Origin of the sequence: Syntrophotalea carbinolica DSM 2380, assembly GCF_000012885.1 — a bacterium.
Lineage (GTDB): Bacteria > Desulfobacterota > Desulfuromonadia > Desulfuromonadales > Syntrophotaleaceae > Syntrophotalea > Syntrophotalea carbinolica.
In genome coordinates this window covers 1594641-1610430 of the sequence record NC_007498.2, presented here as the reverse complement: position 1 = coordinate 1610430, position 15790 = coordinate 1594641, and the positions used below count along the sequence as shown (strand labels likewise).

At 55.1% G+C, this 15790-nt stretch carries 11 protein-coding genes; 5 read left to right on the top strand and 6 right to left on the bottom strand.

All coding sequences use genetic code 11. The annotated features are described in order from the left end of the window. Positions 1-197 precede the first annotated feature (197 nt). On the bottom strand, positions 198-1601 hold the full coding sequence (ltrA, locus tag PCAR_RS07725; RefSeq protein WP_041531302.1) for a group II intron reverse transcriptase/maturase: 1404 nt from the start codon (positions 1599-1601) through the stop codon (positions 198-200). A 520-nt stretch (positions 1602-2121) separates the two neighbouring features. Continuing rightward, on the bottom strand, positions 2122-4245 hold the full coding sequence (locus tag PCAR_RS17785; RefSeq protein ID WP_158447411.1) for a methyl-accepting chemotaxis protein: 2124 nt from the start codon (positions 4243-4245) through the stop codon (positions 2122-2124). A 466-nt stretch (positions 4246-4711) separates the two neighbouring features. On the opposite strand from PCAR_RS17785, the gene PCAR_RS07715 reads away from it, so the two are divergent. Beyond that, positions 4712-5533, top strand: a complete 822-nt coding sequence (locus tag PCAR_RS07715) for a C40 family peptidase (RefSeq protein WP_011341098.1) — start codon at positions 4712-4714, stop codon at positions 5531-5533. 160 nt (positions 5534-5693) lie between these two features. Further along, positions 5694-7079, top strand: a complete 1386-nt coding sequence (locus PCAR_RS07710) for a penicillin-binding transpeptidase domain-containing protein (RefSeq protein WP_011341097.1) — start codon at positions 5694-5696, stop codon at positions 7077-7079. Between the two features lie 18 nt (positions 7080-7097). Here the strand turns inward: PCAR_RS07710 and PCAR_RS07705 are convergent, their stop codons facing one another. Further along, complete coding sequence (locus tag PCAR_RS07705) at positions 7098-8513, bottom strand: radical SAM protein (RefSeq protein ID WP_011341096.1); 1416 nt, start codon at positions 8511-8513, stop codon at positions 7098-7100. A gap of 518 nt (positions 8514-9031) precedes the next feature. Here PCAR_RS07705 and PCAR_RS07700 point away from each other — a divergent pair. Together PCAR_RS07700 and PCAR_RS07695 are read left to right on the top strand one after the other, a co-directional pair. Beyond that, a complete protein-coding gene (locus tag PCAR_RS07700) occupies positions 9032-9934 on the top strand; it encodes a hypothetical protein (RefSeq protein ID WP_052643334.1) in 903 nt (300 codons plus the stop codon). 2 nt (positions 9935-9936) lie between these two features. Beyond that, positions 9937-11190 (top strand): hypothetical protein, encoded by a 1254-nt coding sequence (locus tag PCAR_RS07695; RefSeq protein WP_011341093.1) that lies wholly within the window; start codon positions 9937-9939, stop codon positions 11188-11190. A gap of 74 nt (positions 11191-11264) precedes the next feature. On the opposite strand, the gene PCAR_RS07690 is transcribed toward PCAR_RS07695, so the two are convergent. From PCAR_RS07690 to PCAR_RS07680, 3 genes are all read right to left on the bottom strand, one after another. Continuing rightward, the gene (locus tag PCAR_RS07690; RefSeq protein WP_041531685.1) at positions 11265-12311 is read right to left on the bottom strand and encodes an acyl-CoA thioesterase; all 1047 of its coding nucleotides are present in this window, start codon (positions 12309-12311) and stop codon (positions 11265-11267) included. Between the two features lie 265 nt (positions 12312-12576). After that, the gene (locus PCAR_RS07685; RefSeq protein ID WP_011341090.1) at positions 12577-12789 is read right to left on the bottom strand and encodes a DUF1232 domain-containing protein; all 213 of its coding nucleotides are present in this window, start codon (positions 12787-12789) and stop codon (positions 12577-12579) included. Positions 12790-12797: 8 nt separating this feature from the next. Continuing rightward, positions 12798-13571, bottom strand: a complete 774-nt coding sequence (locus PCAR_RS07680) for an SDR family oxidoreductase (protein ID WP_011341089.1) — start codon at positions 13569-13571, stop codon at positions 12798-12800. Positions 13572-13698: 127 nt separating this feature from the next. Between PCAR_RS07680 and PCAR_RS07675 the strand changes: the two genes are divergently transcribed. Then, positions 13699-15783 (top strand): adenylyltransferase/uridylyltransferase, encoded by a 2085-nt coding sequence (locus PCAR_RS07675; RefSeq protein WP_011341088.1) that lies wholly within the window; start codon positions 13699-13701, stop codon positions 15781-15783. Positions 15784-15790 lie beyond the last annotated feature (7 nt).

Below are 15790 nucleotides of genomic sequence, written 5' to 3'. Positions count from 1 at the left end.
TTGAAAAATGTCGGTCTCATGATGGCCCCGGCTGCAGAAGCATAGCAGTTCACAAGCACCTGTCGCAAACCTAAAGCGTGCCATAGTGAGGAAAAGCGGTGCGCATCTTGCCCCGGAAAAATTTGCATCGGGTAGGAGGCGGGATTACCCCCGCCGTCCTCCCACACCACCGTGCGTACGGTTCCGTACACGGCGGTTCACAAAGCGCACTGAAAGCGTCTGCGGTAATCTACTAACGAGACCAGCCCCAGTCTGTCGAAGTAGGATTTCCGAATAGCATCGTGCATATGCGAGGCTCCTGAGTTCCACCAGGGGCCTCGCTCATTTGTGGCGGATCGCCACGCCCGATGCTCTGGCAATCCCCGCCGCATCAAATTCCTGGCTCGGGTAAAGGGGCGCTTCCACTGTCGCCACAGGATGCAGCGCAGCTTCCGTCTGATCCAGCCGTCAAGATCCTCGAAGATACCCTTAACCTCCGCCAGGCGAAAGTAGGCGATCCAACCTCGAAGCTTCGGAGTGGTCTCTTCGATGACCCGCTTGAGACGGCGTCCCCTTCCCCGCCGAAAGATTTCTCGCAAGCTAGTCTTGAACCGCTTCACGGAAGATCCCGCCACTTTCAGGCGGGGCTTTTTGTGAGAGGTCATGCTGTAGCCTAGAAAGGTTCTTTCCCAGGGGCGGCCAACGGCGCTTTTGACGCGGTTGACCTTGAGCTGGAGCTGCTGTTCCAGAAACCGTGTCAACGAGGTCATGACTCGCTCGGCCGCCCGGCGACTATGCACGTAAATGTTGCAGTCGTCGGCATAGCGACAGAAGGCATGGCCCCGCCTCTCCAGTTCATTGTCAAACTCGTCGAGAAGGATATTCGACAGCAGGGGCGAGAGAGGGCCGCCCTGCGGCGTCCCCTGCACCCTTGGCGAAATAATCCCCCCTTCAAGCACACCGACCGTCAGATATCGGCGAATCAGCCCTAATACCCGGCGGTCTTTGACTTTGCGGGCCACCCGCGACATGAGTATGTCGTGGCCCACGCGGTCAAAGAATTTCTCCAAGTCGATATCAACCACCCAGCGCCGCCCGGAGGCTACGTGCCGGCGGGCGGACTGAACGGCTTGGTGGGCGCTCCGTCCGGGACGAAACCCGTAGGAGTGCTCGGAGAATTCCGGTTCAAACAGCCGCATCAGCTCCTGATGCAGCGCCTGCTGAATGAGCCGATCCAGCACCGTGGGAATGCCGAGCATACGCATCCCGCCACCGGGCTTGGGAATTTCCACCTTCCGCACCGGCTGAGGCTGGTAGGTTCCGGTCAGCAGTTCTTCTTTGATGCGCGGCCACTGCTCCTGCAGGTAGGTCTTAAGGTCGCCAACCGGCATTCCATCGATGCCCGCCGCGCCCTTGTTCCTGACCACTCGCTGGTAAGCCGCCATCATGTTGCCGCGACTGACGACTTCTTCCATCAGCCGCGTTGCCACTTCCGTCCAGGATGATTCACTGCATGCCGTGACGTTTGACGCACCGATGCCGTACTCTCGCGACTTCCGGTCGCTACCCTCGGACATAGCCCCCGGCATCTCAACCAGGGCTTCTGCTTCTTCGATCGTCATCGAAATTCGTGCCTCCTGAAAAGCGCCTCGTGTTCGGCCCTTCGCCAAGGTGGTTAGCCCGGCTATTATGGCCTCTGCTGACTTCTGCCAACCCATCCCGACACCTTGCGATGCCGGTAGCACGAGGCAGGTTGACAGATCTCCCAGGGTAAGACGCGTGACCTTCCTTCCACATACCCGCCGCATATACAGCACGACCCTCCAGGATGACTATCGGGCTTTGAAGACTATGGCCTTCTCGCCCGGATGGCACTGCCTCGTATGCGATTCCTGTTCGTCGGGCCGGAAGTTTGCCTACAGCTTCCTTCAGATTCCACCTCGCGGTGGACACCCTTGCTGTTCAGCTAACGGTTCCCGTCATCAGGGTCCGTAGGGGACTTGCACCCCCAAGTCATCCGACTGCCACCACAGCAGTCGAAACAGCGCCAGCCAAGGCGCTACGCGCCATGCCTGGCGCACCATAAAAAAAGACCGGCGCCAGGGCCGGTCTTTTCAGAAGTGTTGCAGGTAGGATTTGCTGTCAATAGCGACCGAATTCGGAATCGTCGAGAGCAATAATCTCCTCGGGACGCAACTCCCGGGTCTCTTCCTTCGCTGCCGCGGGTTTCGCTGCCGCGGGTTTCGCTGCCGCGGGTTTTGTTGCCGCCGGTTTCGCTGCCGCCGGTTTTGCTGCCGCCGGTTTTGCTGCCGCCGGTTTTGCTGCCGCCGGTTTTGCTGCCGCCGGTTTTGCTGCCGCCGGTTTCGCTGCCGCCGGTTTCGCTGCCGCCGGTTTCGCTGCCGCCGGTTTCGCTGCCGCCGGTTTCGCTGCCGCCGGTTTCGCTGCCGCCGGTTTCGCTGCCGCCGGTTTCGCTGCCGCCGGTTTCGGTGTTACGGAAGGCCCAGGCAAAGCTTTGGCCGCAGGCTTTACCGGCAAGGCGGATGGTTTGACGCTCCTCGGGGCGGTCAGCCTTTGGGGAGAGATACTCGACACTATGCGCTCGGTCTGCTGCCCGCTGCCCCCCGTTTTGAAGCGCGTCAGCATCTGGCGCAGATTGGACGACTGATTTGCCAGCTGCTCTGCGACGGACGCGCTCTCTTCCGCATTGGCCGTAGCCTGCTGGGTAATGTGTTCGATCTGATCCAGACTGCGGGTAACCTGGTCAAAACCGACAGCCTGCTCATCGGAAGCGGCCGAAATCTCGTTAAGGAGATCCGTAACCTTGCCGGTCTCCTCCAGAATGCCTTGCAGGGCCGTAGCGGTATTCTGGGCCAGCTCGGTGCCGTGACCGGTCTTCTGGTTGGAGCCCTCGATGAGTTCTTCGGTCTCCTTGGCCGCCTTGGCGCTGCGCGCGGCGAGGTTACGCACCTCTTCGGCAACAACGGCAAAGCCCTTGCCGTGCTGGCCGGCACGAGCCGCTTCGACGGCGGCATTGAGTGCCAGAAGATTGGTCTGAAAGGCGATCTCATCGATAACCTTGATAATTTTGGTGATACTTTCCGCCGACTGGTTGATGTCGAACATGGCCTCCATCAGATCGTTCATGAGCTGGTTACCGTCGTCGGCGGCGTTTTTGGCCTGACTGGAAAGACTGTTGGCCTGCTTGGCATTGTCGGCATTGCGTTGACTCTGCGAAGCGAGCTCCGTCATGGCGGAGGAAATCTCCTCAAGGGAAGAAGCCGAGTGGGTCGCCCCCTGGGAAAGACTCTGGCTGGAGTCGGCAACCTGCTGAGAACCACCGGCGATCTGCTCGCCGGTGGAACGAATCTCCGCAATAAGTTTGCATAGAGACTCGTTGGCCCGCATCAGAGGCTGGGCGATAAGGCCCTTGGCCCTAAAGGTGAAGTCGCCGGCTGCCAGGCTGTTAAACGCTTCCAGAACCTCGTTTTTGAGATTATCGGCAAAGGCGTCCATGGCCCGCGCCAGGCGACCGATCTCATCTTTGCGATCGAGGGACAGACGCATATCCAGGTTGCCTTTTTCCATCGCCTCGATCATTTCCACGGTGCGGGCCACCGGTTGGGTCACGCTGCGAATAATGAGGTAGCCGAGAAGCCCGGCCAACAACAGCGCCAGTCCCATGCAGCCGATGGAAAGAACAAAGGTCTGCCGGTAGGTTGCCTGTCCCTTATCAAATTCGTGGTGCGCGATCTCGAGCTGCACGTCGATCAACTTCCCGAGCTGTTCGGTGATCGGATCGATCTCCTGATAAAGGTTGTTTTCAATGAAATCGACCAGCATGAGATGCTGCCGCTCGGCAATGATGGTTTCCAGGTTTACGATGGTCTTATCGGCACTTGCCATCAGACTCCGCGCATCGCGAACCAATGCCTGCTCTTCTGGTGCGGTTGCCGTCTCCAGATAGGCACCCCATTCCTGGGCGATCAACTGCTGGGCTGACTTCAACGCGCGCATGGCGTCATCCCAGTCGAACTGCTCGCTGCGGATTTTGTGGGAGAGATCAACGATATTGACCGCATACATATCCGACACCTTTTTAAGCCGGGTAAGCGGTACGACCCTGTCCTGATAAACAGACTGCAATGAAGCATTGACACTCTCCAGACTGCGCAACCCGAGCAGACCTGTCATAACAAGGAGAATGGAAAGTATCCCTGCCAGCAGAGCGAGCCTGTAACCAATTTTCCAATCGTTGAACTTCATCATGCCTCCCGCATGCCATACACCGAAAAGTCGAAAATATTTCAGAAATTTACGAACAGCCACAAAATACATAAATTCATGGCCAATCACAATGTTTTAATCAGCCCGAACTTCAGCCCTGACAGATCATTAATTTACTACATCCAATAAACTAGGTTCCCATATATCCATGTCCTGAGATAGCTGCTCAGATCAGAACAACTGTATTAGCACCGAAGGGACATATTGGGCCTGCAAAATTTCGCATCTTTCCATAAAAAAAGAGAAAATGTTATATATACGTTCTAAACTATACAACGATGATCTATTGACCCATCGTCATATGAAATTGACACTCGTGCCTGTGCGGTTATGCCTGTTTCGGAGGCGGACTCCCTCAGACTCTTGCTGCCTTGCTACCAATCTTTGAAAGCAACGCGGATCCAGGGTACCGCTAAAGTCACGTGTATGTACTCAAATGGAGGAAGATATGTTCGGCAACCATTCCCCCAAAAGAATATTTTCCGTATGCATCATCGGTGTCATTTCCCTGGCACTTTCCGCCTGTTCCCAACATCATGCAAACATCGCACCTCATCGGCCGTCCAAAACCATCAAATCGGTTCGCGATGCGCCCTCCGACGTCCCCTCCAAAGGCGTTGCCCTGCGCAAAATGGGATTCTCCGTTCAGGTAGGCGCATTCGCCCACATCGAAAATGCCGTGCGATTCGAACAAACCCTCGAAAAACGCGGCATCGACGCCTACTATTTTCGCCACGATTCCGGGTTGTTCAAGGTTCGATTCAGCAACCATGAAAGCTATCAGGCCGCCCGGAGTGAAGCCGAGAGGATGCAGGACCAGGGGCTCATCGGGAATTTTTTCATCGTTATCCCCGAATCTTACGCCGTCGCCCGCATGCAGGGCGCGCAAACCGCTCCTTTACGCGAAGAACTTGTCAGAACCGCGCGCGGGTTTCTCGGTGTCCCGTACCGCTGGGGCGGTACCGACATCGACAACGGCTTCGATTGCAGCGGTCTGACCATGGTCTGTTACCGCCTCAATGGACTGAACCTGCCCCGGGTGTCGCGGGTTCAATATGGAGCCGGACGCTGGGTGTCAAAGGAAACCATGCGCAAAGGCGATCTGGTGTTTTTTGCCACCAACGGAGGCAAACGTGTCAGCCACGTCGGTATGTATATCGGCAATAACCGTTTCATTCACGCCCCGCGAACAGGCAAAACGGTCCGTGTCGAAAAAATGTCCAACCCGTATTTCAGCCGGACCTTTGTCGGCGCCCGAAGCTACCTTTAGCACGGGGGCCAATACAGAAAACAAGTGGCATTTATCGGCTTGGCTCAGGTCATTTTAAATGATAGTGTGGGGCGCCCTATTGGCGCGTCAAAGAATTGTGACAACCGATGGGTCGCGTATTGGAATTCTCGATCATTTTAATCTTGTCTGAATTTATGCCATGCGAAAAAAACAGAAGAAATCATCAGCATTAAGCGAGCATGCCGACTGGCGCCATTTTCAGTCCGGCCTGAACAATAAAAATAGCGGCGGCCAGCGAAAACGTCGCCTCGGCCGACGCATTTGCGCCCTGGCGCTGCTGGTTTGGGCCGGATCATATGTCATCCGCAGCAATGTAACACCCGTTGCGGAAAATACGGCGCAAGCCCGCGCAGCCGCCCAAACCGCGCCCCTCATATCCGGTAAAGATGACGTTCGAAAACTGCTGGATCAGCAGGAAATGGACAACCTGACCGGCAAAAGTATCGCTCTTCAGGTCGGCCAACAAACGCTGCAGATCGAAACAAGCCTCGATGAAGACTTGCAGAACTATCTGTTGTCCCACATGGATCGAAAGAATTCGCGCGATATCGGCATCGTGGTCATGGATGCCGACACAGGACGTGTCCTGGCCATGGCCGGATACGATAAAACAGGCAGCGCCGGCAATCCGTGCCTGCGCAGCAATTTTCCCGCTGCCAGCATTTTCAAAATCGTCACGGCGGCAGCATCGGTGGACCACTGCAACTACACCGCCAAATCAACCATGCATTTCAATGGTTACAAGCATACGCTCTACAAAAGGCAGCTTACGGAAAAAACCAATAAATACACCAACACGGTCTCCTTCAAAGATGCGTTTGCCCAGTCGATCAACCCGGTTTTCGGTAAACTCGGCGAGCTTCGCCTGGGAAAATCCGTGCTTGAAAAATATGCGGATACCTTTCGCTTCAACGAACCGCTGAATTTTGACCTGTCCCTGCAACCGAGTCATTTTCGGATCACCGAGGATCCCTACAACTGGGCCGAAATCGCCAGCGGATTCAACCGTGACACGACCATTTCTCCCTTGCATGGTGCGGTCATGGCTTCGGCGGTACTCAACCAGGGACGCATTACGGCACCTTATCTCGTCGATCGCATCCTGGATGACGAAGGCAACACCCTATACCACGGCGAACAATCCTGGGAACAGCAGGCCATGTCCGAAAATGCTTCGGCCGTACTGCGACAAATGATGCAGACCACCATAAAATCAGGCACCGCGCGCAAATCTTTTCGCGGATATCGAAAGGACAAGATTCTCTCGCAACTGCAGATCGGCGGCAAGACCGGTTCCATGGACAACAAAACCCACGATGTCCGTTACGACTGGTTTGTCGGTTTTGCCAGAGAACTGAGCGGCAAGGCCAATCTGACCGTAGCCGTTATGGTTGCTCACGAGAAGTATATCGGGATCCGCGCCAGCCAATACGCACGCATGGCCATTACCCATTATTTTCGCAAGCTCCTGGATACAAGCCAACAACCCGGCAATAAAACCAATAGGGGTATCGCGCAACTTTAAAGCATTGCACTTGCCTCCTCAGAAGTAATCCTGCAGACCCTCCAGGCCGAACTCGAACGGGATCAAATCAGCCCATCGCGAATCGACTTCCACGCCTGTTGGCAGCTGTCGGCCGTGTAAAAAATATTTCTCGAAAAGAAGACAATCTTCCCCCTGCAGTTCCATATCCGCTACGGCCCGAGCACGTTCGATAATGACCGATTTGGTAGGGCTGACGGCGACCGAAGTGAATGGGTTGCGATAACTCATGGCGGAAAGTTGCCGGGTACTTGCATAACCGACCAGCAATCGGAAATCATGCCAGGCAACGGAACTCCACAATTGGGGATGAATCCGTAACTTTTCCCGTGAACTCCCCTTGTCCCACAACTCGGGGCTGACACCCAGCTGAACGAACCGTTCGACCTGGCGCGTCACCGCGTCGGGGCTGCCGACCAGGGTCAGACTCCGGATATAACCGTTTTTCGTCAGATCTTCATACCCCTTAAGCATGAAACGGCCATTGCGCACCCGCGCGGCACGGCCTTGAAAACGGTTCTTGAATACAAACGAGCAATAATTAACCGGCAGTTCAATGGTCTTATCGAGACCGTACCGCAATAATTCCAAGGCAGTCAGTTCGGACTCGAGCACGGTAACTTTTTCGCCATGCAAAAAAGTATAGTTACGCGTAACAAGGTGCTCGAAATTATACGGCGTCAAACGCATCTGATGAAGATTGAGATAGCCGACACCGGCATCGCGCATCTCCAGCATCTTGCATTTGAGGAGTTCAAGGTCTTCAGGGATGGCGGGGATTTCCACTGTGACTGTCGGGATGACCCCAGTGGCCAATCGAAGTTTATCAAGATGGTATTCGGTAGCACCGATATCGAAACGGATTTCATCCAGTCCGGCGTCGCGCAACTGGTGCAGGATGTCACCGTTGGCCAGGGTGCCGTTGGTGTACAGCCAGACGTGCATCCCGTCACCAAAGTGTTTCTTGATGGCACGCACATAGGCCAGGGAACGCTTGAAATTAAGTAGCGGCTCGCCACCAGTTACACTGGCGCCACGAAACCCGAACCGCTCAAGATAACCGACATAGTCGGAGGGCGTGCGAAATTCCACCGTGTTGGTGGTCGGCAAATCGTTCTCGGTCTGGGCGGTTGGACAATAAAAACAGCGACAGTTACAGCGCCCGGTGATGAACAGGCATGACCAGCCGCCTTCCGCGCATATCCTGCACCCCGGAGACAAGTGGGTACAATCAAGCTTGGTGCCATCGTAACCTACCGCAACACGTCCGCCCAGATCGTCCAGAATCTCCGCACGCCGCGCAAACGCATGCTTCGCCTCTGATGTGGAAGGAAAAGACAGTTGCGCATAGCGCTCGCCGTATTCCCGTTCATTGCCCGCAATCAAACGATTGCGGGTAATCGCCGACATTCTCATAGTCCCACGGACCTCCAACCGACGAAAAGCACCCCCTCGGGCCAGGCCTCGAAAGGGGGTGTGTGAATTTGTTGCAATATAGTCGATTGCCGCTGGGGAACAAAGCGTTATTTCGCACTTCAGAAAAAAATATCTATCGGAAAAAATTTGGGTCTTACCTGGCCTTGCAGTACCTCCCGCCATCTTGGCAACAGGGTGAGCATGTATGCCCGCGTCACCCTGATGAAGAGCAGAATCTCCGAAGGGTTGATGCTACATTCATGAACAGCGAGCGTTTTTAATACCAATGGAGAACACATTGAATTTTCGTTTTATACGCTTTCGGTCCTCAGCAATCTTTACGCCTGTTACGTGACACAGCGGGAAAATGCTTATTTAAACTATCTAAGTTTATTTACACGCTTTATAACGGTAAAATGACTACTCTCTTAAACAAAGAATGGAAAGCGCAAAGCACCTGGCCCATATCGGTTTCCCCGGATAAAAAGCAGTAACACAAGGACATGCCCTCTATACAAATGAATCCTAAAATCGCCATACTCACTCATGCCGGGCTCAAGTTCGAAACGGTTCCCTACTTACTGCATCCTTTGGTCACACTATGGCAAAAGCAAGGAATCGATGTCGTCATCCTGCGGGGAACGAAGGATTTTGAACCGGCCGATGCGGTGTTCATGCACATCGATCTGACCACCACGCCCGCTGACTATGTTTCCTTCGCCCAACGTTATCCCGTGATCATCAATGGAGGCGTCAGGGATATTTCCAAACGCAAAATCAGTTCGCATATCATACGCCGAAGGGATGACTACCATGGCCCCGTGCTTGTCAAAACCGACCGGAATTTCGGCGGGGGGATGGAGCGGCACCTGGCACGGAGAAAACCCCTTTCCCGGATTGGGGATAGTCTTAGAAAGCGCTTGCCATGGACCTGGAGACATTATCTTAAGCCGTCTCAGTACCCCGTCTACCCTTCCCCCATGAACGTTCCCTGGGCGATCTGGTGGAACAAAAACCTGGTAGTGGAAAAATTCCTGCCGGAACGGGAGGGCAGACATTACGCGCTACGCCAGTGGGTCTTTTTGGGAAACCATGAGGTCAGTCAGCGTGTCATATCCTCAGACCCCATCGTCAAGGCCTGCAATGTCCTGCAGCGTGAGAAGGGCATACCGATTCCCGATTCATTGCGCAGACTGCGCTCCGCTATGGGATTCGATTACGGCAAATTCGACTTTGTCATGGTGGACGGCGAAGCAATACTGCTGGACGCAAACCGCACGCCGTCCTTCAATATCGGCAGCCCATCTTATGAGCAGATGGTCCTACTTGAAAACCTTGCCGGAGGGATGCCGGCATTGCTGAAACGCCGGGATGACTTGGCAGCTGCGGATGATCTCGATGCACACAGGGATGTCACATAACCATGGAACTTCTTCCCAGAATCTCCCTGCCCGCCATCTATGGCGCAAACCTGGCCCTCTTTCCGCGACCGGCACCCGGATCCTGCGCCTGGCTGCCCCAGGACCCGGTGGTCCTGGAGATGCTTACAGGCAGCATGTTAACCATCGCCGGAGATATGCCCGTTGTGTGCGCCGCCAGTGTCGCGACACCCGCGGGCCTGCAACTCCTGCGGGATGCCGGTTTTTCCGAGCCGCGCCCTCTCCTTTTCAGAGATGACAACGATCACGACCGACACCGATCCGTTTTGCTGCAAGAAGGATTTAAACTGGTTCTGCAACATGCACCCTACCCCGCTGTTGCTGCCCCGGAAAATTACTGGATCGATCCACACCTGCTGAGCTTTCTGAACAACAAAGGCCACCTTGCCGACCTGGTCGAAGCCCGCTACTTACCTGAACGTCGTGCGGTTGCACCTGGAGAGTTGGAACTTTTTTGGGAAAAACATCCGCTACCGCTGGTAGTCAAGGTGGCCTCCGATAAAACAACCGGGGGCGGATGGGATGTCGCTATCTGCCGTTGCTCCAAAGATGTACGCAACGCACAGAAAACTTTTCGGCATTGTCGGCAGGTCATTGTTGAGGAATACCTTCCCATATCTCGAAATCTGTGCCTGAATTACGCCATCTCACCCCATGGCGAAATAACCTACCTTGGCAGCACCGAACAAATTACCGACCAGACGGGGAAATATTACGGCAACTGGTTGCATGACGGAGACGAAACCCCTGTTGACGCCATTGCCGCGGGGAAACGCATTGCCCACAGAGGGTTCGAAAAAGGCTATCGTGGTTGTGTCGGCATGGACATGGCCATTTTGAAAAACGGAGAGATACGCATCTATGACCTTAACTTCCGTATCAACGGATCGACGGCAGCTCTGTTGCTGGCGGATGCGGTACAGAACAGCTACGGCCAACCGGTGATGCGTCTGGCAGGACTGAAATGCCCCAGGGGCTTTGCATCCATGCTGGATGCCACTTACAAAGCCATGCACAAGGGGCTATTCGTTCCGCTGGTCACCTGCGACCCGCGGGCCACCGGCATGCCAGGCGAAGCGCCCCGAAGCAGCGGACTTATCCTGGGCCAGTCGCGAGCCCAGATTCATGAACGGTGCGCCCGATTGCAGGAACTGGGTCTGGAGGTTATGTCGCCAGCGAATCTTTTCCCGGACGACGCTGGCAACAGCAAAAACTCCGAAGTTTCTACCTATGCATAGTAACGAACGAAACGAAAAAGCCCGCAACCGCGGGCTTTTTCATCAGAGCATTCAAACAAAAAAAGTTCTATTCCCTAGACCAGTTGCCGATTTTTGATCAGCCCCTGGCAACTGCGGTGCGCTGCAAGATAGCGTGCATCCTCCCCGTAATTGGTCGGATAGACCTGGGGCACCGGCTGACGTTGAAGCTCTTCATCGACGTTGACGAAAGTAAACAGGCAGGAGTTGGACATGGCCTTGGTGGTGCGGTCGCGACTGATGCGTTCGATGTTGGCTTCGACACAGATCAGGCTGCCGTTGGTATAGACAACCCGGGCCGTATAGTGCAGCTTATCTCCCATGCGCACCGGATGAAAAAAATTGATGCGATTGACCGCTGCCGGGATAGGACGGTTGGGAGCTACCTGCTCGGAACAGATGGACGCCAACTCGTAGGCGCGACGGATGAGATAACCGCCGAAAATCTTTTGGGGCACGTTTTCCTGCTCCGGGTACATGCGTTCCCACGCATCGGCGGTAAGTTTACTGGCCAGCAAGCCGTTGAAGCCCGGCTCGTCCTGGGCCGTGTGCAGGCTGGTCAGCATCTCGAACTCTTCGCGGCTGGGCGGCTCATGCAGCAACGCCTGCTGCTGCTTATAATCCGCGCGTCTTTGCAGTGCTTTGTCGGCACGCTGCTTCTCGATTTCTTCGGTATATTCCAACCCTGGCAAAGCAACACTGGTGGCTCCCTCGCCCACCCCAGAACGGGCTACCATGGTGAAATAACAGGAGGCAATATGCCTCACCGGACCGCCAGGCTGCTCGACACGAATACCGATCTCCAGGGAAGACCGGCCTACATGGTTGATCCGCGCCTTGAAATGCACATCCCGGGACATATCCGTAACGTGGCGGACAACAATGTTGTCGATAGCCGCCGTCACCACTCGAGCATCGGGATAGAATCGGTTAACATAGTTCAAAGCGGCTTCTTCCGCCACTTTGTCAAGAACCTCCAGCAGCAAACCGAAACGCATATTAGCCTGGATCGGCTCATCCAGAACCATGAAACGTCGGCGCAGAGACTCATCGCTGGTCAGGGAGAGAACCTTGGTAAACGAGGTGTCGACAGGTTTGATCATCATGCATTATCTCCTAGTTCAGTTGAATAAAAATAAAAATGTATACGGCATATCATAACAAAAACCGCCCAACGATCCATTGTTTTTACAGGCTTGCGAAGCGGACAAAATCTACCGCACTGCAATATGGACAAAATGCAAACGGACCAAGGTCTGATACGTGCTTTTGGGGCAAAGAGGCTGGGTCGGTTCGGTTTCGATGCTCCATGTCCAAGTAAACCGGATATCCGGGCAATGCGCCTTTCAATCGATATCCCGCCGATTACTATTTGCGTCGACTGGAATCCCTGTCCGGCAAACGCGTCAGATCGATTCCGAAATACTTCAGGCACATGATCAGCACCCCGACTGCGGCGGCTTCATCCAGGTTGCCGATAAACGGCAGATTGTCCGGCAAAACTTCAAAAACACCGGCTCCGGGATTTAACAGATAAACGACGGATGCGATACCGAGTAAAATCAGCAGGATATTTTTCATAATCTCCCCTATTCGACATAAATCATCTTGCGCGTCATGCCACCATCGACAACAAAATTCTGCCCGGTGATAAAACCGGCCCGCGGTGAAATCAAAAAAGCCGCCAACTCAGCGATATCCCCGGGGTGCCCGACACGACCGACCGGATGCTGGGCATGGTCCTCGGGCCGCAGTGCCGGGGATTTACAATTGGCACTTTTTTGCCAGTCATCCACGGCAATCCAACCCGGGCTGATGCAATTGACGCGAATATCGGGCCCCAGACTATTGGCCAATGCGTGCGTCAGGGCAACGACACCGCCCTTGCTGGCGGCATAGGCTTCACCGTGAGGTTCCGATTGCAGGGCGCGAGTCGAGGCAATATTGACAATGGCACCACGGCTTCGGCGTAAAGCGGCCACAGCATGCTTACAGCACAGAAAAGCACCCGTCAAGTTGGTCGCCAGCACGCTGTTCCATGCCTCCAGGGTCAGCTCTTCCACGGGTTCGGCGTGCGCCGGCCCATGCCCGGCATTGTTGACCAGGGCATCGAGGCGACCGAAGCGCGCTTCTATCCGCCCCATGACATGGGTGACACTGGCTTCCACGGCGACATCCATGGGAAAAACAGCCACGCAGTCATTGTCGGCATATTCCGCCGCCATTTCGCGGCAGGCATCTTCGTCCCGATCCGCAATGACCACCCGCATGCCCGATGCCAGCAAGACGCACGCAATCCCCTTACCGATACCTTGTGCGCCGCCGGTGACGAGAACCACGCCATTTTCACGTCGGTCTGCCATGAACATCCTCCTGACATGTTTTTTTCTGAAATTTAATGTTATGTTTAACAAGGTATAGCACCTTTGAACTCTATTGTTAATGCCATTGACTGGCACCATGTCTTTACATTGGCTAAAAGGAATGGGTATGACTGCCGCCACTTCTCACCAATCCGATATCCTGAAACAATTCGGTCATCTGCTGGATCAGGTTCAAAGCCCGGAACACCTTGTCTTTTACAAAGAACGTCTCGCGACCGACTTGTGGCGGGTCGTCCTGGCAACCACCGATAAAGAAGGTCTTTTATCGGTCATTGCGGGCCTGTTAACCGCGCATGGTGCCAATATTCGCAGTGCAGACATCATTACGGTATCCGGCGCTTCGGGCAAACAGACCCAACACGCAGCGACGGTCATGAAATCCCGCATTATGGATGTCCTTACCCTCAAACTGCCGGATCCGCAGGCGGCCGAGCAACAACTGACGCACTTGCACAAGGACCTTGTGCTGCTCAACAACAAAATGGCCGAGGGCGGTATCGAGGCGGTGCGCGACGGACTCATCGACCAGGTTGCCGGCGCGATAGAATCCAGGGCACCGTCAGGCGAGCAGTTGTTACCGGTTGAGATCGCCATCGACAACAGCCTCTCCGAGTCGGACACGGTCATCGACATCCGTTCCCAGGACATTCCCGGCTTTCTGTTCGCGTTTGCCAATGCTCTGGCGCTACTGGAAATCAATATCGAACAGGCGACCATCCGTACCCTGGGCGATGAGGTCCACGATACCTTCTGGATTCGGGATTTGTACCATCGCAAGGTTGTGGACAAGGACAAACTGCAGGAATTGCGCTTTGCCTGTGCCTTGATCAAACAATTCGCCTATCTTCTGCCCCATTGCCCCAACCCCGGCCAGGCCATCCGGCAGTTCCGGGATCTGGCGTCGCGGCTGCTGGAAAATCCGGATCGGGCGGCGGATTTCACCAGTATCCAGTCGGCGGAAACCATGCAGACCCTGGCCAGTCTGATGGGGGTCAGCCGCTTTTTATGGGAGGATTTTCTGCGTATGCAGCATGAAAACCTCTTCCCCCTGATCCGCAACCGTGCAGAAATCGAGAAAACTCTCGACCGCCAGCAATGGGCCGACATGCTGCGCGAGGAGCTGCAGACCGGCGGCACGCACGAGGACAAGGTCAAGATCCTCAACGATTTCAAAGACCGGGAGATGTTCCGCATCGATCTCCGCCATATTACCCGGGTTATCGGCGACGTGACCTTTGCCCGCGAACTGACAGCCCTGACCGATGTGGTCGTCTCCCAGACCGCCCTGCTCTGTCATGAAGCTGTCACCGCCCGTTTCGGCCACCCGAGAGTGAGTGAAAAGCCCTGCGGTTGGGGCATCCTTGCAGCGGGGAAATACGGCGGCAGTGAAATGGGCTTCGCTTCGGACCTGGAGCTGCTCTTTATCTACGAAGGTCAGGGAAAAACACAGGGAAAACGGCCAACCGACAATGGACAATACTTCGAGGAATTTGTACGAACTTTTCTTAAGGCCTTGAAATCACGTAAAGAAGGAATTTTTGAAATCGATATGCGGCTGCGCCCCTTCGGCAACAAAGGTACCCTGGCGAGTTCCCTGGCCACCTTCCGAAACTACTATGCCGTTCACGGCCAGGCCGAACAATTCGAGAGGTTGGCCATGGTTAAACTGCGCCCTGTGGCCGGCGACCAATCGCTACTAACCAAAGTCATGCAGGCCCGCGATGCCTTTGTCTATTCCGGGCAGCCACTCGACTACGCCAATATTCTGCATCTGCGAAAAAGACAAGATACCGAGCTGGTCGCTTCAGGGAGGATCAATCTGAAACTCAGTGCGGGGGGATTGGTGGATATCGAATACTTCCTGCAGGCGCAACTCATCGAACACGGTGCAGACAAACCGGAACTGCGGGTTCCCAATGCCATGCAGGGCCTCAAGCGCCTCGAAGCCGCCGGCATTATCGCGCCCGAACAAGCCAACGACATGCGGCGGGCTTATCGCTGTTTCCGGCGCACCATCGACGCTCTGCGGGCGGTGCGCGGCAACGCCAAAGACCTCACTCTGCCGCTGCCGGATTCCCCCGACTATCTCTACCTGTCTCGCCGACTCGGCTTCGAAAACCCCGAGCAGCTGGCTGCCGAAATCGTCTGGAGCCGCGACCTCAGCCGCAACCTGTGGCTTGGTAAAGACTGACATCGCT

Bases quoted from the DNA above. Each gene is read 5' to 3' on its own strand.
- PCAR_RS07680 (WP_011341089.1), bottom strand. From the start codon at position 13,571: ATGGCAGACCGACGTGAAAATGGCGTGGTTCTCGTCACCGGCGGCGCA.
- PCAR_RS07690 (WP_041531685.1), bottom strand. From the start codon at position 12,311: ATGATCAAACCTGTCGACACCTCGTTTACCAAGGTTCTCTCCCTGACC.
- PCAR_RS07695 (WP_011341093.1), top strand. From the start codon at position 9,937: ATGGAACTTCTTCCCAGAATCTCCCTGCCCGCCATCTATGGCGCAAAC.
- PCAR_RS07700 (WP_052643334.1), top strand. From the start codon at position 9,032: ATGAATCCTAAAATCGCCATACTCACTCATGCCGGGCTCAAGTTCGAA.
- PCAR_RS07675 (WP_011341088.1), top strand. From the start codon at position 13,699: ATGACTGCCGCCACTTCTCACCAATCCGATATCCTGAAACAATTCGGT.
- PCAR_RS17785 (WP_158447411.1), bottom strand. From the start codon at position 4,245: ATGATGAAGTTCAACGATTGGAAAATTGGTTACAGGCTCGCTCTGCTG.
- PCAR_RS07685 (WP_011341090.1), bottom strand. From the start codon at position 12,789: ATGAAAAATATCCTGCTGATTTTACTCGGTATCGCATCCGTCGTTTAT.
- PCAR_RS07710 (WP_011341097.1), top strand. From the start codon at position 5,694: ATGCGAAAAAAACAGAAGAAATCATCAGCATTAAGCGAGCATGCCGAC.
- ltrA (WP_041531302.1), bottom strand. From the start codon at position 1,601: ATGACGATCGAAGAAGCAGAAGCCCTGGTTGAGATGCCGGGGGCTATG.
- PCAR_RS07705 (WP_011341096.1), bottom strand. From the start codon at position 8,513: ATGAGAATGTCGGCGATTACCCGCAATCGTTTGATTGCGGGCAATGAA.
- PCAR_RS07715 (WP_011341098.1), top strand. From the start codon at position 4,712: ATGTTCGGCAACCATTCCCCCAAAAGAATATTTTCCGTATGCATCATC.